This window comes from Paraburkholderia sp. GV068 (assembly GCF_003058125.1).
GTDB lineage: Bacteria > Pseudomonadota > Gammaproteobacteria > Burkholderiales > Burkholderiaceae > Paraburkholderia > Paraburkholderia graminis.
Window position 1 is genome coordinate 14,784 of sequence record NZ_QBUB01000024.1, and the last position, 17,841, is coordinate 32,624.

Consider the following 17,841-nt stretch of genomic DNA (forward strand, 5'->3'; position numbering starts at 1 on the left):
CGAAGCATGCTACTGGCGCTGGCGCAATGGCTGCAGAATGACGCAAGCTTCTTGCGCGTGTTCAGTTATCTGACTTTCCGCGCGGTGATGGCCACCATCACCGCGCTGTTGATCGGGCTCGTCTGCGGCCCGGCTGTGATCCGCAAGCTGACCGCGATGAAGGTCGGCCAGGCTGTCCGTAAAGACGGCCCGCAAACGCATCTCGTGAAATCCGGCACGCCGACGATGGGCGGCGTGCTGATTCTGCTCGGCATCGCCGTCGCTACGCTGTTGTGGGCCGATCTGACCAACCGCTTTATCTGGATCGTGATTCTGGTCACGTTCGGCTTCGGCGTGATCGGCTGGGTCGACGACTATCGCAAGGTCGTCTACAAGGACCCGCGCGGCATGTCGTCGCGCGAAAAGTATTTCTGGCAGTCGGTGATCGGTCTCTTCGCCGCCGTGTATCTCGCGTTCAGCGTGTCCGAAGCGAGCAATGTGCGCGTGTTCGATCTGTTCATGGCGTGGGTGCGCAGCGGTTTGTCGATGGGCTTGCCCGCGCGCGCCGATTTGATGCTGCCGTTCGTCAAGTCGATCAGCTATCCGCTCGGCGTGTGGGGCTTCATCGTGCTGACATATCTGGTGATCGTCGGCGCGAGCAACGCGGTGAATCTCACCGACGGCCTCGACGGTCTCGTGATCATGCCGGTCGTGCTGGTCGGCGCATCGCTCGGCGTGTTCGCTTACGTGATGGGCAGCTCGGTCTACTCGAAATACCTGCTGTTTCCGCACATTGCAGGCGCAGGCGAATTGCTGATTTTCTGTTCGGCGATGGGCGGGGCCGGCCTCGCGTTCCTCTGGTTCAACACGCACCCGGCGCAGATGTTCATGGGCGACGTCGGCGCGCTCGCGCTTGGCGGCGCGCTCGGCACGGTGGCGGTGATCGTGCGTCAGGAAATCGTGCTCTTCATCATGGGCGGCATCTTCGTCGCGGAAACGCTTTCGGTGATGATGCAGGTGACGTGGTTCAAATTCACGAAGCGCCGTTTCGGCGAAGGGCGGCGTCTCTTCAAGATGGCGCCGCTGCATCACCATTTCGAGTTGTCGGGTTGGAAGGAAACGCAGGTGGTCGTGCGCTTCTGGATCATCACATTGATGCTGTGTCTGTTCGGATTGTCCACGCTCAAGCTGCGTTAAGCAGAAGGTATTAAAGGGAAGCAGACGATGTTCGGCGAGAAGTTTCGGGATCGGCAAAAGCCGATGGTGCTCGTGCTGGGACTGGGTGAATCCGGTCTCGCGATGGCGCGCTGGTGCGCGCGGCACGGCTGTCGGCTGCGTGTGGCCGATACGCGCGAAGTGCCGCCGAACCTGTCCGCGCTGGAAGCGCACGGCGTCGACGCTGCGTTTGTCGGCGGCCCGTTTTCGCCGGTGCTGCTCGAAGGCGTGGAACTCGTCGCGATCAGCCCCGGTTTGTCGCCGCTCGCCGCCGATTTGTTGCCGCTGATCACCGCGGCGCGCGAGCAAGGCATCCCTGTGTGGGGCGAACTCGAACTCTTCTCGCAAGCGCTGAAGACGCTCGGCGAAAGCGGTTATGCGCCGAAGGTCGTCGCGATCACCGGCACCAACGGCAAGACCACGACGACGAGCCTCACGGGGCTGCTGTGCGAACGCGCGGGCAAGAAGGTCGCGGTCGCGGGCAACATCAGCCCGGCGCTGCTCGACAAACTGAGCGAAGCCATCGACAACACCGCGCTGCCCGACGTGTGGGTGCTCGAACTGTCGAGCTTCCAGTTGGAGACTTCGCATACGTTCGAGCCGGACGCGGCGGCGATCCTCAACATCACGCAGGATCACCTCGACTGGCACGGCGGCCTCGATGCGTATGCCGCTGCGAAAGGCCGCATCTTCGGTACACAAACCGTGCGCGTGCTCAATCGCGACGACGCGCGCGTCATGGCGCTCGCGCCTTCGGAGCCGGGCGATGTCGACGTGGTGACCTTCGGCGTAACCGAACCGAAGAACGACGGCGATTACGGTTTGCTGCGCGATAACGCGATGATCTGGCTCGTCGAAGCACACGATCTCGACGCGAGTGACGAAGTAGCGCCGAAGCGCCGCCGCAAGAACGAAGCGGTCACGCCGCCGAATATTGCGCTCAAGCGCCTGATGCCTGCCGACGCGCTGCGCATTCGCGGTCTGCACAACGCGGCCAACGCGCTCGCCGCGTATGCGCTCGCACGCGCGATCGGCTTGCCCGCCGCGCGTCTCTTGCACGGCTTGCGCGAGTACCGCGGCGAGCCGCATCGCGTGGAATTGATTGCGTCGATCGACGGCATCGACTACGTGGACGACAGCAAGGGCACCAATGTCGGCGCCACGGTCGCCGCGCTCGACGGCCTCGCGCAACGCGCGGTGCTGATTGCAGGCGGCGACGGCAAGGGCCAGGACTTCGAGCCGCTCGCCGCGCCCGTCATGCGCTGGTGCCGCGCGGTGATGCTGATTGGCCGCGACGCGCCGCAGATTCGCGCGGCGCTCGAAGACACCGGCATCGCGATGACCGATCACGCGACGCTCGAAGAAGCGACGCGTGCCGCCGCCGTACTCGCACAACCTGGCGACGCCGTGCTGTTGTCGCCCGCTTGCGCGAGCTTCGACATGTTCAAGGGTTACGCGCATCGCGCCGCGGTGTTCCGCAGCACGGTGGAAGAAATCGCGGCCGAACGGGGGACGATGATATGAGCTGGTCCGAACGATTCGGTTCGCGCACAGGCGCAGGCGCCGGTGACACGGCCAACGCAGCACGCGTCGGTGGCCGCACGGGCGGCAGCGGTCTCGCGAGCGCCGTCAATGGCGTGCGGCCGCTGCGCTCGCGCATGCTCGACTACGATCATTCGCTGCTGTGGGTGGTGGTCGCGCTGCTCGGGCTCGGCGTCGTGATGGTGTATTCGGCGTCGATCGCGATGCCCGATTCGCCGAAGTACGCGTCGTATCGCGACTACGCATTCCTTGTGCGTCAGATCATCTTCGTGACGATGGGCGCGGTGGTCGGCGTCATAGCGTTCCGTATTCCGATTTCGACGTGGGACAAGTACGCGCCGAAACTCTTTCTGATCGCGCTCGTCGCGCTGGTCATCGTGCTGATTCCGCACGTCGGCAAGGGCGTGAACGGCGCGCGCCGCTGGATTCCGCTCGGCATCACGAACATGCAGCCGTCCGAAATCATGAAGCTCGCGGTGACGATCTACGCGGCGAACTACACGGTGCGCAAACAGGAATACATGCACAGCTTCGCCAAAGGCTTTCTGCCGATGGCGATGGCGGTCGGCTTCGTCGGCGCATTGCTGCTGCTCGAGCCGGACATGGGCGCGTTCATGGTGATCGCGGCGATCGCGATGGGTCTGCTGTTTCTCGGCGGCGTGAACGGCAAGCTGTTCGGCGGCCTCGTCGCCACGGCGGTCGGCACGTTCAGCTTGCTGGTGTGGGCGTCGCCGTGGCGGCGCGAGCGGATTTTCGCGTACCTCGATCCGTGGGACGACCGTTATGCGCAGGGCAAGGCGTATCAACTGACGCACTCGCTGATCGCATTTGGCCGCGGCGAGTGGTTCGGCGTGGGACTCGGCGGCAGTGTCGAGAAGCTCAACTATCTGCCGGAAGCGCATACCGACTTCATCCTCGCTGTTATCGGCGAGGAGCTCGGCTTTGTCGGCGTACTCATCGTGATCGTGATGTTCTACTGGATCGTGCGCCGCGCGTTCGAGATCGGCCGCCAGGCGCTCGCACTCGACCGCACGTTCGCGGGCCTCGTTGCGAAGGGCGTCGGCATCTGGTTCGGCGCGCAGACGTTCATCAACATGGGCGTGAACCTCGGCCTGCTGCCGACTAAAGGTCTGACGTTGCCGCTCGTCAGCTACGGCGGCTCGGGCATCGTGCAGAACTGCATCGCCATCGCGGTGCTGCTGCGGGTGGATTACGAAAATCGTGTGCTGATGCGGGGAGGGAAAGTATGACCTCCACGCAGCAACGCACGCTGATGGTGATGGCCGGCGGTACCGGGGGACACGTGTTCCCTGGGCTCGCGGTCGCTCACCTGATGCAGGCGTGGGGCTGGAAGGTCGTATGGCTCGGCAATCCCGCGGGCATGGAAGCGACGCTCGTGCCGAAGCACGGCATCCCGATGGAATACGTGCGCTTCGGCGGACTGCGCGGCAAGGGCCTGAAAACGAAGCTGATGCTGCCGCTGAATCTGCTTCGCGCATGTACGCAGAGCTTGAGCGTGCTGCGTCGCGTGAAGCCGGATGTGGTGCTCGGCATGGGCGGCTACATCACGTTTCCGGCCGGCCTGATGACCGCGTTCAGCGGACGTCCGCTCGTGCTGCACGAACAGAATTCGATTGCGGGCCTTGCAAACAAGGTGCTCGCGAAGCTCGCCAAACGCGTGCTCGTTGCGTTTCCGAATGCGTTGCCGCACGGCGAATGGACCGGCAATCCGATTCGTGCGGAACTTGCGCGCGCGATTGCGCCCAAAGCACGCTATGCAGAACGCAACGGTCCGTTGAATGTGCTGGTGGTCGGCGGCAGTCTCGGTGCCGCGGCGCTCAATGAAGTCGTGCCGCGCGCGGTCGCGCTGCTGGCCCCGAACGAACGTCCGCGCATCGTGCATCAGGCGGGCGCAAAACATATCGACGCGCTGCGCGAGAACTACGCGGCAGCCGGTTTGCAAACGGGCGCTGACGTGCAACTCGTGCCGTTCATCGACGACATGACGAGCGCCTATGCAAGCGCGGACCTCGTGATTTGCCGCTCGGGGGCGATGACCGTGTCGGAGATTTCAGCGGTTGGTGTGGCCGCGTTGTTCGTGCCGTTCCCGTATGCGGTGGACGATCATCAAACCACTAATGCAGCGTTTCTCGCCGACAACGGCGCGGCGCTGGTCGTGCAGCAACGCGATCTGTCGGCGGAAAAACTCGCCGGCTGGTTGCGCAGCCAGACGCGGGAAAGTCTCGCGGAGATGGCGGAGCGTTCGCGCTCGCTCGCGAAACCCGACGCCACTGAACAGGTCGCGCAGATTTGCGCGAGCGTGGCGGGTTCGATTTCGGGCGCGAGCCCAGAAGGAAAGCAATGAAACACATCGTCAAACATATTCACTTTGTCGGCATCGGCGGTGTCGGCATGAGCGGCATCGCGGAGGTGCTGCTCAATCTCGGCTATCAGGTGAGCGGCTCGGACTTGTCGAGCAACGCTGTCACGGATCGCCTCGCCGCACTCGGCGCACGTATCGCAATCGGTCACGCGGCGGAGAACATCGAGGGCGCGAACGCGGTGGTCGTCTCGACGGCGGTGCGCAGCGACAACCCGGAAGTGCTGGCCGCGCGTCATCGCCGTATTCCGATCGTGCCGCGCGCGGTCATGCTCGCGGAACTGATGCGCCTGAAACAGGGCATTGCGATTGCCGGCACGCATGGCAAGACCACGACTACGTCGCTGGTCGCAAGCGTGCTCGCCGCAGGCGGACTCGATCCGACCTTCGTGATCGGCGGACGGCTGATCAGCGCGGGCGCGAACGCGCGGCTCGGCACGGGCGACTTTATCGTCGCCGAAGCGGACGAATCGGACGCGTCGTTCCTGAATCTCTTTCCGGTGATCGAAGTCATCACGAACATCGACGCCGATCACATGGACACCTACGGCCACGACTTCGCGCGGCTCAAGCAGGCGTTCATCGAATTCACGCACCGTCTGCCGTTTTACGGCATCGCCGTGTTGTGCGTCGACGATCCGAACGTGAAGGAGATTCTGCCGTTCGTGTCGAAGCCGATCATCCGTTACGGCCTCGCACCCGACGCGCAAGTGCGCGCGGTCAACGTCGAAGCGCGCGACGGCAAGATGCATTTCACCGCGATGCGCGAAGACGCGGCGCCGCTCGACATCGTGTTGAACCTGCCGGGCGAGCACAACGTGCAGAACGCGTTGGCCGCGATCGCGATTGCGACTGAACTCGAAGTGAAAGATGCCGATATCCAGCGAGCGCTGGCGGATTTCAACGGCGTGGGCCGGCGCTTTCAGCGCTACGGCGAGGTGCCGGTCACAAGCGACGGCGACACGCGCGGCGCATACACGCTGGTCGACGACTACGGACATCATCCGGTCGAAATGGCGGCAACGGTCGCGGCGGCGCGCGGCGCATTTCCGGGGCGGCGTCTCGTGCTCGCGTTCCAGCCGCATCGCTTCACGCGCACGCGCGATTGCTTTGAAGATTTCGTCAAGGTGCTGTCGACGGTCGATGCGCTCGTGCTGACCGAAGTGTATTCGGCCGGCGAAGCGCCCATCGTCGCCGCGGACGGCCGGGCGCTCGCGCGCGCGTTGCGCGTCGCGGGCAAGGTCGAGCCGGTGTTTGTCGATACGGTGGATGAAGTGCCGGACGCGCTCGCAGCATTGGTGCGCGACGGCGATGTGGTGATCACGATGGGCGCAGGTTCGATCGGCGGTGTGCCGGGTCGCCTCGCTCAGGAAACGAAGGTGTGAGATGAGCAGTATCGACCCGAAAAAATTTGGCAAGGTGGCCGTGCTGCTCGGCGGCAATTCGGCCGAGCGCGAAGTGTCGCTCAATTCCGGGCGCCTCGTGCTGCAAGGTCTGCGCGACGCCGGCATCGACGCGCATCCGTTCGATCCGGCCGAGCGTCCGCTCGCCGCATTGAAGGACGAAGGCTTCGTGCGCGCGTTCAATGCGCTGCATGGCGGCTACGGCGAAAACGGCCAGATTCAGGGCGCGCTCGATTTTTACGGCATCAAGTACACGGGCAGCGGCGTGCTCGGCTCGGCGCTCGGGCTCGACAAATTCCGCACCAAGCTCGTGTGGCAGCAACTCGGTATTCCGACGCCACCGTTCGAAGCCGTGCTGCGCGGCGACGACTACGAAGCGCGCGCGCAGGAGATCGTCGCGAAGCTCGGCTTGCCGCTCTTCGTGAAGCCGGCGAGCGAAGGGTCGAGCGTCGCGGTCATCAAGGTGAAGAGCGCGGACGCGTTGCCTGCGGCGCTCGTCGAAGCGGTGAAGTACGACAGGATCGTGGTGGTCGAGAAGAGCATCGAGGGCGGCGGCGAATACACCGCGTGCATCGCAGGCGATCTGGACCTGCCGGTGATCCGCATCGTGCCGGCCGGCGAGTTCTACGACTACCACGCGAAGTACATCGCCAACGACACGCAGTATCTGATTCCGTGCGGCCTCACGCCCGCCGAAGAGACGCGCATGAAAGTGCTGGCGCGCCGCGCGTTCGACGTGCTCGGCTGCACCGATTGGGGCCGCGCCGATTTCATGCTCGACGCGGACGGCAACCCGTACTTCCTCGAAGTGAACACGGCGCCCGGCATGACCGATCACTCGCTGCCGCCGAAGGCGGCGCGCGCGGTGGGCATCAGCTATCAGGAACTGGTGGTCGGCGTGTTGGCGCTGACCTTGAAGGATTGATCAGGACTACGCGGGGCAACCCGGAAGCAACACCATGTGGAACAACGTTCGCCAGCTCAATCTCGCCGCCAGCGCATTGCATGCGTTGCTGGTGCTCGTGCTGCTGGCGGCTGGCGCTTACTGGATGATCCAGCGTCCGAATTTCGCGCTGCGCGAGATTCAGATCGACGGCGATACGGAGCACATCAATTCGCCGACGGTGCGCGCGGGCGTGGTAGGTCGTTTGAAGGGCAACTTTTTTACGGTGGATCTCGACGTCGCACGTCAGGCGTTCGAGCAGATGCCGTGGGTGCGTCACGCGAGCGTGCGGCGAGTTTGGCCCAATGCGCTGGCTGTCACGCTCGAAGAGTACAAACCGCTTGGCACGTGGGGCAGCGATCAACTGGTGAGCGTCGACGGCGAGCTGTTCACCGCGAATCAGGGCGAGCTCGAACAGGAGCTTCCCGCGTTCGACGGCCCGGACGGCACGGCGAAAGAAGTGGTCGCGCGTTATCACGACTTTCAGAAGTGGTTCGCGCCGCTGGGCGCCACGCCGGAAGAAGTCACGCTGTCGCCGCGTTACGCGTGGACGGTGAAGCTGTCGAACGGAACGCAGGTGGAGTTGGGACGCGAGCGCAATCAGGACACGCTGCTCGATCGGAGCAAGCGCCTGACGGCGGCCTGGAACGCCGTGACGCAACGTTGGGGGAAGGATATCGAGTATGCGGACTTGCGCTATCCGAACGGTTTCGCGATTCGTGCCGCTGGCATGCGCTTTATCAGCGAACCCGACAAGGGCAAGAAGTAAACGGACATCACACGCAATGAGCACGCTATGAGTAAAGACTATAAAGATCTGCTGGTCGCCCTCGACATCGGGACGTCGAAGGTGGTGGCCATCGTCGCCGAATTGAAGGGCGAAGGTCACTACGAGGTGATCGGCCTCGGCCAGAGCGAATCGAAGGGGCTCAAGAAAGGCGTGGTGGTGAACATCGAAGCCACTGTGCAGTCCATTCAGCGTGCGCTCGAAGAAGCCGAACTGATGGCCGACTGCAAGATCACCAACGTTTTCACCGGCATCGCCGGCAGCCACATTCGCAGCTTCAATTCGAGCGGCATGGTGGCGATCAAGGAGAAGGAAGTCACGCAGGCCGATGTGGCGCGCGTGATCGAAACGGCGAAGGCGATCAACATTCCGACCGACCAGCAGGTGCTGCATATCCTCACGCAGGAATTCATCATCGACGGTCAGGAAGATGTGCGCGAGCCGATCGGCATGAGCGGCATTCGCCTCGAAGTGAAGGTGCATATCGTCACCGGCGCGGTGAGCGCGGCGCAGAACATCGTGAAGTGCGTGCGCCGCTGCGGCCTCGAAGTGAACGATCTGATTCTGCAGCCGCTCGCGTCGTCGCTCGCGGTGCTGACGGAAGACGAGAAGGAACTGGGCGTGGTGCTGGTCGATATCGGCGGCGGCACGACGGACATTGCGATTTTCAGCGAAGGCGCGATCCGTCATACGGCCGTGATTCCGATTGCCGGCGACCAGATCACGAGCGACATCGCCATGGCCTTGCGCACGCCGACGCCGGACGCGGAAGACATCAAGGTGGATTACGGCATCGCCAAACAGGCGCTGGCCGATCCGGACGAAATGATCGAAGTGCCGGGTCTCGGCGAGCGCGGTCCGCGCACGCTGTCGCGCCAGGCACTGGCCGCGGTGATCGAGCCGCGTGTCGAAGAACTGTTTTCGCTCGTGCAGCAGGTGGTGCGCGAGTCGGGTTACGAGGAACTGCTGAGCTCGGGCGTGGTCCTGACCGGCGGCGCGTCGATGATGCTCGGCATGGTCGAACTGGGTGAAGACATTTTCCTGAAGCCGGTGCGTATCGGCGTGCCGGAATACGCGGGCGGTCTCGCCGACGTGGTGCGCAATCCGCGTTATTCGACGGCGATGGGTCTGCTCGTCGAAGGACGCTCGCAACGCATGCGCGGCCGCAAGGTCGCGGTGCAATCCGGTTCCATGGGACAGGTGTTCACGCGCATGAAGGACTGGTTCCTCGGCAACTTCTAACGCATTCGTTTTCAAAATACGCGCTGGTGCCGGCGGCTGGCGCGCGACAGGAGGTTGCCCGATCTCCTGCCGAATAACGGCCGAGTGGCTGCAATTTTTTATCTTGACGGAGGCATCATGGATTTCCAAATGCTGGAAACCGAAACGAACGGCACCATCATCAAGGTGGTCGGAGTAGGTGGCGCTGGCGGCAATGCTGTTCAGCACATGATCAACAAAGGCGTGCAAGGCGTCGACTTCATCGTGATGAACACGGACGCGCAGGCTTTGTCGCGTTCGCGCGCCACCGCGGTGATCCAGTTGGGCAACACGGGTCTGGGCGCCGGCGCCAAGCCGGAAATGGGCCGCGCCGCAGCGGAAGAAGCACGTGAGCGCATCGCCGACGCACTGCGCGGCGCGCACATGGTCTTCATCACGGCCGGCATGGGCGGCGGCACGGGCACGGGCGCAGCACCCGTGGTCGCGCAGATCGCGAAAGAGATGGGTATCTTGACTGTTGGCGTGGTCAGCAAGCCGTTCGAGTTCGAAGGCGGCAAGCGCATGCGTGTGGCAGAAGCCGGTTCGCAGCAACTGGAGGATCACGTCGACTCGCTGATCGTCGTTCTGAACGACAAGCTGTTCGAGGTGATGGGCGACGACGCCGAGATGGACAAGTGCTTCCAGTGCGCAGACGACGTTCTGAACAACGCAGTTGCCGGCATCGCGGAAATCATCAACGTCGACGGTCTGGTGAACGTCGACTTTGAAGACGTGAAGACGGTGATGGGCGAGCAGGGCAAGGCGATGATGGGCACGGCGACCGTTGCCGGCGTCGATCGCGCGCGTCTCGCTGCCGAGCAGGCTGTTGCAAGCCCGCTGCTGGAAGGCGTCGATCTGTCGGGCGCGCGTGGCGTGCTGGTCAACATCACGTCGAGCCGTTCGCTGCGTCTGTCGGAAACGCGCGAAGTGATGAACACGATCAAGAGCTACGCGGCGGAAGACGCAACGGTGATCTTCGGCGCGGTGTACGACGATGCAATGGGCGACGCGCTGCGCGTGACGGTCGTCGCAACGGGTCTTGGCCGTGCAGCGAAGAAGCAGCAATCGGCACCGATGACGCTGCTGCGCACCGGCACCGACAACCAGCCGATCGCCGCACAACACGGCTCGTACGCAACGCCGTCGCACGCCAGCACGGCGGACTACGGCGCGCTCGACACGCCGGCTGTATGGCGCACGTCGCGCGACACCGCGGCTTCGCACGTGCAGGCGCTGCAGGAAAAGGGCGTCGACACGTACGACATTCCGGCATTCCTGCGCAAGCAGGCGGACTGAGCGCACGGGAGGCTTCGCTGTCCGCGCCGTTTTAGTTTCCGGCGTTGGCGGACGAATGCACGAGCGTGGCGGGTGAACGGCTAACAAGCCGCGTATCGTCGGATTCGCGGCAAGGACAAGTGCCCTCTTCGGAAAACGAAGTGGTTTGGGCAACTGTCGCCGATTCACTGCGACACGATAACGTGCGGGCGATGCTTCGCATCGATGCAAAGGACTGAGCAATGATTCAAGCAGGTGACAAGCTGCCCGACGCAACGCTCTTCGAGTATGTCGAAGACGAGCGCGCGGGCTGCACGATCGGGCCTAACAGCTTCGACGTGCGCGAGCAGACGGCGGGCAAGCGCGTGGTGATCTTCGGATTGCCTGGCGCGTTCACGCCGACCTGTTCTGCCAAACATGTGCCGGGTTACGTCGAACACGCTGAGCAGTTGCGCGCGGCCGGCATCGACGAAATCTGGTGTGTGTCCGTGAACGACGCGTTCGTAATGGGCGCGTGGGGACGCGATCTGCATGCCTCGGGCAAGGTGCGCATGATGGCGGACGGCAGTGCGGCTTTCACACGAGCGCTCGGTCTCGAGCAGGATTTGTCGGCGCGCGGCATGGGAATCCGTTCCCAGCGCTACGCGATGGTTGTCGACGACGGCGTGGTCAAGACGTTGAACGTCGAGGCTGCCGGCAAATTCGAAGTAAGCGATGCAGGGAGTATTCTCGCAACGTTGAGCTAGTTATCAGCGCGTCGGCGCCTTCGCCTTCGCACGCGGTTATCCGCGTGGCGCAATGGCAACGGTTGCGACGACGCTTTGTGACAGGCCGTTACGCGGGCCGACGACCGGAAACGCCTCCGTTCCGGACGTCGGCCCGTCACGCTTTCCCTCACGGGCGCCCGTTGAAAAAGACGGGTAATGCAGCGAAACAGATTGATACTTTCCGCGCGAAGACGCTGCTTAGGGTTATGGAGTATAATTCGCGCTATGGAATAAAAAGTCCCGATTGGGATTTTCAATCGAGCAAAAGATGACCATGTTGAAGCAGCGCACTATCAAATCAATCGTCAAGACGGTCGGCATCGGCTTGCACTCCGGCCGTAAGGTCGACCTGACGCTCCGCCCCGCAGCGCCGGACACGGGCATTGTCTTTTCGCGCGTGGATTTGCCCACGCCGGTGGACATTCCTGCGTCGGCAATGGCGATTGGCGATACACGTCTCGCTTCCGTATTGCAGAAAGACGGCGCGCGCGTGTCGACTATCGAGCATTTGATGTCCGCCTGCGCCGGTCTCGGCATCGACAATCTGTATGTCGACGTGACCGCGGAAGAAATCCCGATCATGGACGGCAGTGCCGGCTCATTCGTGTTTCTGATTCAATCCGCGGGAATTGAAGAACAGAACGCGCCGAAGAAATTCATCAAGGTGACGAAGCCGGTCGAGATTCGCGACGGCGACAAATTCGCTCGCCTCGATCCGTATTTCGGTTTCAAGCTCAAATTCACGATTGATTTCCGCCACCCGGCCGTCGATAAAACCGGCCAGGCGCTGGAAGTCGATTTCGCCAATACGTCGTATGTGCGCGAAATCGCGCGCGCCCGCACGTTCGGCTTCGCGCATGAAGTCGAGATGATGCGCGAACTGGGCCTCGCGCGCGGCGGCAGCATGGACAACGCGATCGTGCTCGACGAGTACCGCATTCTGAATAACGACGGCCTGCGTTACGACGACGAGTTCGTGAAGCACAAGATGCTCGACGCGATCGGCGATCTGTACGTGATCGGGCATCCGTTGCTGGCTTCGTACAACGCGTACAAGTCGGGCCACGGCCTGAACAACGCGCTGCTGCGCGAACTGCTGGCGCACGAAGATTCGTACGAGATCGTCACGTTCGACGACACGCAAAAGGCGCCGCGCGGCTTCGCATACGAGACGCAGACGGCTTTTGCGTAGGGAATCCGCGTCAAGTCTTCGGTGAAACTTCCGAAGCAGGCGTACGAAAAATAAGCGGCTCATGTGAGCCGCTTATTTTTTGTTCAACGATTTCTCCGATGCCGCGCCGCCATCTTCGCCAACGCTTCGCGTAGAGGCGACGGCGCGAGCGATTCGCTCAACGCATGCAGCGCATCGGCGCCGGCTGGCGTCATGCGCGCCTGCTTGGGCTGCGGCGGCTCCTTGACGGGCTGCGGCCGCACCCGAATGCGCAGCGCATTGACCGGCCAGCCGCGCTGCTGCAAATCCGACAGCAGTCGCGGTTCGAGATGGCGCAGCCGCGCCGCCAGCGCGTTATGCGCGGCGAACAGCGACAGCACGCCTTCCTTGATGAAGCCCGGCTCCACGCTCGATCCCAGATAATCGGGCAGCAGCTCGCGCAAGTCCTTCTCGAGCGCGGCGATCTGCTCGACGCCCGCGCGCAGCGCGGCAAACGCGTCGGTGCGCCTGAGCACCTCGGCGACCGGCTGCGGCCGGCGCACGTTGAACTGCTTGGGCGGCGGCCTTGAAAAGGAAGGAAAACGGCTCATGTTTGACAGTGAGGGCGCGTTCGCACCCGATGTGCGCACACGTCGCGATTGTACCGTGCGAGATGCCCCGCGACGCGCCCGTATGCACGCCGCCGAAGCTCCGCGCGACGGGCGTTGCTGCCCCGCCGACGTCGCGCCGCGGACACAGGCGCGGGCGGGGGCGCGTGCTAAAATGCCCGATTCGAATTCACTCTTGGACTAAGCCGCCGAGGCCATTCCGACCCCGGAGCGCGCGTGCTTTTAACCGCACGCCGCGACCAGCCGAAGCCGCGACGCAGACACCGATCCGATGACCACCGGTTTTCTACAGAAGATTTTTGGCAGCCGCAACCAGCGGCTAGTCAAGCAATATCAAAAGACCGTCGCGGCGATCAATGCGCTCGAGCCGCAGATCGAGCAATTGACGGACGATCAACTGCGCGCCAAAACGGACGAGTTCCGCCAGCGCATCGCGAGCGGCGAGTCGCTCGACAAGCTGCTGCCGGAAGCCTTCGCGGTTTGCCGCGAGGCGAGCAAGCGGGTGCTGAAAATGCGCCACTTCGACGTGCAGCTGATCGGCGGCATGGTCCTGCACTACGGCAAGATCGGCGAAATGCGCACCGGCGAGGGTAAAACGCTCGTCGCCACGCTGCCGGTCTACCTGAACGCGCTGTCGGGCCGCGGCGTTCACGTCGTCACGGTGAACGACTACCTTGCGCAGCGCGACGCCGAATGGATGGCGCGCCTCTACAACTTCCTCGGGCTGTCCGTCGGCATCAATCTGTCGCAGATGGATCACGACGCGAAGCAGCAAGCGTACGCGGCCGACATCACGTACGGCACGAACAACGAGTTCGGCTTCGACTACCTGCGCGACAACATGGTGTACGAGCCGGAAGCGCGCGTGCAGCGGGGGCTGAACTTCGCCGTCGTCGACGAAGTGGACTCGATCCTGATCGACGAAGCCCGTACGCCGCTGATCATCTCGGGCCAGGCCGAAGACCACACCGAACTCTACGTGCGCATGAACGCGCTGCCGCCGCTGCTCGAGCGCCAGATCGGCGAAGAGAAGGCGGACGGCACCGGCGTCGAAAAGCCGGGCGACTATACGCTCGACGAGAAAGGCCGCCAGGTTTTCCTGACCGAATCGGGCCACGAAAAGGCCGAGCGCCTGCTCGCCGAATGGGGCTTGATCGGTGAAGGCGAAAGCCTCTACGCGCCGCAAAACATCACGCTGATGCACCATGTGTATGCCGCGCTGCGCGCACACACGCTGTTCTACAAAGACCAGCATTACGTGGTGCAAAACGGCGAAGTGATCATCGTCGACGAATTCACCGGCCGTCTGATGGCGGGTCGCCGCTGGTCGGACGGGCTGCATCAGGCTGTCGAGGCGAAGGAGCACGTGAAGATTCAGAGCGAGAACCAGACGCTCGCTTCCATCACGTTCCAGAACTACTTCCGCATGTACGCCAAGCTCGCCGGCATGACCGGCACGGCGGACACGGAAGCCTACGAATTCAACGAGATCTATGGTCTCGAAACGGTCGTCGTTCCGACCAATCGTCCGCCCAAGCGGATCGACAAGCAGGACCAGATTTACAAGACCGCGAAGGAACGCTACGACGCGGTGATCCGCGACATCCGCGATTGCTATGAGCGCGGGCAGCCGGTGCTGGTCGGCACGACGTCGATCGAAAATTCCGAGCTGCTGTCGCACCTGCTGAAGCAGGCCGGTCTGCCGCACGAAGTGCTGAACGCGAAGCAGCATGCGCGCGAAGCGGAGATCGTCGCCGAAGCGGGCCGTCCGAAGCGCATCACGATCGCCACGAACATGGCCGGTCGCGGCACCGACATCGTGCTCGGCGGCAACGCGGAAAAGCAGGCGTCGTTCATCGAACTGGACGAAACGATTCCCGAGGACGAAAAGCGCCGCCGCATCCAGAAGCTGCACGACGAATGGCAGGCGCTGCACGACCAGGTGAAGGCCGCGGGCGGCTTGCACATCATCGGCACCGAGCGCCATGAATCGCGCCGGATCGACAATCAGTTGCGCGGCCGTGCGGGCCGTCAGGGCGATCCGGGTTCGTCGCGCTTCTATCTGTCGCTGGAAGATCCGCTGCTGCGCATTTTCGCGGGCGACCGCGTGCGCGCGATCATGGACCGCCTGAAAATGCCGGAAGGCGAGGCGATCGAAGCGGGCATCGTGTCGCGCTCCATCGAATCGGCGCAGCGCAAGGTCGAGGCGCGCAACTTCGATATTCGTAAGCAACTGCTCGAATACGACGACGTCTCGAACGATCAGCGCAAGGTCATCTACCAGCAGCGCAACGAACTGCTCGAGGCAAACGACATCACGGAAACCATCGGCGCAATGCGTCATGGCGTGATTGCGGACATCGTTCACCAGTTCGTGCCGGCGGGCAGCATTGAAGAACAGTGGGACGTGCCGGAACTCGAGGAAGTGCTGCGCAACGAATGGCAGCTCGACCTCGCGATCCAGGAAATGATCAACGAGTCGAACTCGATCACGTCGGACGAGATTCTCGAGGCGGTGGAGGCTGCCGCGGACGAAGCGTACGAGGCGAAGGTCGAACTGGTCGGCCGCGAATCGTTCAGCGCGTTCGAGCGCTCGATCATGCTGCAAACGCTCGACCGTAGCTGGCGCGAACATCTGGCGGCGTTGGACCACTTGCGTCAGGGCATCCATCTGCGCGGCTATGCGCAGAAGAACCCGAAGCAGGAATACAAGCGCGAGGCGTTCGAACTGTTCGCCGCGATGCTCGACGCGGTCAAGCTCGAAGTCACCCGCATCGTGATGAACGTGCAGATCCAGTCGCCGGAGCAGCTCGAACAGGCGGCCGAACAGATGGAAGAGCAGGGCGGCCATCTGGAGAACGTCGAGTTCCGTCATGCGGAATTCGCCGAAGCGTCGGCTGCAGCGCCCGCCGCCGTGGAAGCCGCGACTGCCGCGATGATCGGCGACGCAATGAGCCACGCGTCGTCGTCGCAAGCGGCGTCGGCTGTCGGCGCGGACGGCGTGCCGAAGGTCGGCCGCAACGATCCGTGCCCGTGCGGCAGCGGCAAGAAGTACAAGCAGTGTCACGGCAAGATCGCATAATGCCGAAAGCGGCGCGCCCCTGAGCGCGCCGCGTCGCTTTGCCAGTATGTTGTGCTTGATTTCGCGGTGCTCCGGCATCTTGCCCGAGCCACCAGTTCCGTTTTCCTCGATGCCGGCGCCCGCCGGCATTTTCTTCGACAGGTCGCGACCATGGCTGTCAATTTCCCCTCGATCGATCCCGCTCAACTGCATCCCGTCGCCGGCGTCACGCTCGGCTGGGCGGAGGCGAACATTCGCAAGCCGAACCGCAAGGACGTGCTGGTCATTTCCGTCGACGAAGGCGCGACGGTAGGCGGCGTGTTCACGCAGAACCGTTTCTGCGCGGCGCCCGTCACCGTGTGCCGCGAGAATCTCGAGCGCGTGCGCGCCGGCGGCAAGCCGATTCGCGCGCTCGTGATCAACACCGGCAACGCGAACGCGGGCACCGGCGAACCGGGCCTCGCGCACGCGCGCGAAACCTGCGCGGAACTCGCCCGCCTCGCGGACATCGCGCCGGAACAGGTGCTGCCGTTTTCGACCGGCGTGATTCTGGAACCGCTGCCGGTCGATCGGCTGAAGGCCGGTTTGCCTGCCGCGCTGGCCAATCGCAAGGAAGCCAACTGGTACGACGCCGCGCAGGCGATCATGACCACCGACACGCTGCCGAAAGCCACCTCGCGCCAGGTCACGATCGACGGCCACACCGTCACGCTGACCGGCATTAGCAAGGGCGCGGGCATGATCAAGCCGAACATGGCGACCATGCTCGGCTTCCTCGCGTTCGACGCGGCGCTCGCGCAGCCCGTGCTCGACGCGCTGGTCAAGCACGTGGCGGATCGCTCGTTCAACTGCATTACGATCGACGGCGACACGTCGACCAACGATTCATTCATCCTGATCGCGTCGGGCAAATCCAGCCTGCCGGCGATCACGTCCACCGACTCGCCCGCTTATGCAGCGTTGCGCGACGCGGTGACCGAAGTCGCGCAGACGCTCGCGCAATTGATCGTGCGCGACGGCGAAGGCGCGACCAAATTCATGACGGTTCAGGTGGAAGGCGGTTCGAGCGTCGGCGAATGCCGCCAGATCGCGTATGCGATCGGCCATTCGCCGCTCGTGAAGACGGCTTTCTACGCATCGGACCCGAACCTCGGCCGCATCCTGGCGGCCATCGGCTATGCCGGCATCGACGATCTCGATGTCGGCAAGATCGATCTGTATCTGGACGACGTGCTGGTCGCGACTGCCGGCGGCCGCAATCCGGCGTACCGTGAAGAAGACGGCCAGCGCGTCATGAAAAAGAGCGAGATCGGCATTCGCGTCGTGCTCGGTCGCGGCAATGCGCAAGCCACGATCTGGACTTGCGATCTGTCGCACGACTACGTGAGCATCAACGCCGACTACCGCTCGTAATCCGGTTCATCACGCGGCCTCGGGCCGCTCATTCATT

Annotated in this window: 14 protein-coding genes; 13 read left to right on the forward strand and 1 reads right to left on the reverse strand. The window is 63.4% G+C overall.

The window, feature by feature from the left end; all coding sequences use genetic code 11:
- Window positions 1-6: 6 nt before the first annotated feature.
- The 11 genes from mraY to lpxC all read left to right on the forward strand — a co-directional run bounded on the left by mraY (window position 7) and on the right by lpxC (window position 12,743).
- Entirely contained in the window at window positions 7-1,176 is a 1,170-nt protein-coding gene (mraY, locus tag C8K18_RS30655) for a phospho-N-acetylmuramoyl-pentapeptide-transferase (RefSeq protein ID WP_107710834.1), read from the forward strand.
- Window positions 1,177-1,203: 27 nt separating this feature from the next.
- Entirely contained in the window at window positions 1,204-2,718 is a 1,515-nt protein-coding gene (gene murD / locus C8K18_RS30660) for a UDP-N-acetylmuramoyl-L-alanine--D-glutamate ligase (protein ID WP_107710835.1), read from the forward strand.
- Complete coding sequence (gene ftsW, locus C8K18_RS30665; protein WP_006053211.1) at window positions 2,715-3,986, forward strand: putative lipid II flippase FtsW; 1,272 nt, start codon at window positions 2,715-2,717, stop codon at window positions 3,984-3,986. The genes murD and ftsW overlap by 4 nt, the downstream gene beginning before the upstream one ends.
- Window positions 3,983-5,101, forward strand: coding sequence for an undecaprenyldiphospho-muramoylpentapeptide beta-N-acetylglucosaminyltransferase (gene murG / locus C8K18_RS30670; RefSeq protein ID WP_107710836.1), 1,119 nt, complete (start codon window positions 3,983-3,985; stop codon window positions 5,099-5,101). Before ftsW ends, murG begins: the two co-directional genes overlap by 4 nt.
- Entirely contained in the window at window positions 5,098-6,501 is a 1,404-nt protein-coding gene (gene murC / locus C8K18_RS30675) for a UDP-N-acetylmuramate--L-alanine ligase (RefSeq protein WP_107710837.1), read from the forward strand. The genes murG and murC overlap by 4 nt, the downstream gene beginning before the upstream one ends.
- Window position 6,502: 1 nt before the next feature.
- The gene (locus C8K18_RS30680) at window positions 6,503-7,444 is read left to right on the forward strand and encodes a D-alanine--D-alanine ligase (protein WP_029971516.1); all 942 of its coding nucleotides are present in this window, start codon (window positions 6,503-6,505) and stop codon (window positions 7,442-7,444) included.
- A 34-nt stretch (window positions 7,445-7,478) separates the two neighbouring features.
- On the forward strand, window positions 7,479-8,231 hold the full coding sequence (locus C8K18_RS30685) for a cell division protein FtsQ/DivIB (RefSeq protein ID WP_029971515.1): 753 nt from the start codon (window positions 7,479-7,481) through the stop codon (window positions 8,229-8,231).
- Between the two features lie 27 nt (window positions 8,232-8,258).
- Window positions 8,259-9,491 carry a cell division protein FtsA gene (gene ftsA, locus C8K18_RS30690; RefSeq protein WP_013340575.1) on the forward strand — a complete coding sequence of 411 codons (1,233 nt, stop codon included), beginning with the start codon at window positions 8,259-8,261 and terminating at the stop codon, window positions 9,489-9,491.
- A gap of 117 nt (window positions 9,492-9,608) precedes the next feature.
- Window positions 9,609-10,805, forward strand: a complete 1,197-nt coding sequence (gene ftsZ, locus C8K18_RS30695; RefSeq protein ID WP_029971514.1) for a cell division protein FtsZ — start codon at window positions 9,609-9,611, stop codon at window positions 10,803-10,805.
- Between the two features lie 221 nt (window positions 10,806-11,026).
- Window positions 11,027-11,530: a peroxiredoxin gene (locus C8K18_RS30700; protein ID WP_029971513.1), complete on the forward strand. Its 504-nt coding sequence runs from the start codon at window positions 11,027-11,029 to the stop codon at window positions 11,528-11,530.
- A 295-nt stretch (window positions 11,531-11,825) separates the two neighbouring features.
- A complete protein-coding gene (gene lpxC, locus C8K18_RS30705; RefSeq protein WP_029971512.1) occupies window positions 11,826-12,743 on the forward strand; it encodes a UDP-3-O-acyl-N-acetylglucosamine deacetylase in 918 nt (305 codons plus the stop codon).
- An 83-nt stretch (window positions 12,744-12,826) separates the two neighbouring features.
- On the opposite strand, the gene C8K18_RS30710 is transcribed toward lpxC, so the two are convergent.
- Complete coding sequence (locus tag C8K18_RS30710) at window positions 12,827-13,312, reverse strand: DciA family protein (RefSeq protein ID WP_006051822.1); 486 nt, start codon at window positions 13,310-13,312, stop codon at window positions 12,827-12,829.
- Between the two features lie 289 nt (window positions 13,313-13,601).
- Between C8K18_RS30710 and secA the strand changes: the two genes are divergently transcribed.
- Both secA and argJ read left to right on the forward strand, forming a co-directional pair.
- The gene (gene secA, locus C8K18_RS30715) at window positions 13,602-16,412 is read left to right on the forward strand and encodes a preprotein translocase subunit SecA (RefSeq protein WP_006051823.1); all 2,811 of its coding nucleotides are present in this window, start codon (window positions 13,602-13,604) and stop codon (window positions 16,410-16,412) included.
- Window positions 16,413-16,562: 150 nt separating this feature from the next.
- On the forward strand, window positions 16,563-17,804 hold the full coding sequence (argJ, locus tag C8K18_RS30720) for a bifunctional glutamate N-acetyltransferase/amino-acid acetyltransferase ArgJ (RefSeq protein WP_053858767.1): 1,242 nt from the start codon (window positions 16,563-16,565) through the stop codon (window positions 17,802-17,804).
- Window positions 17,805-17,841 lie beyond the last annotated feature (37 nt).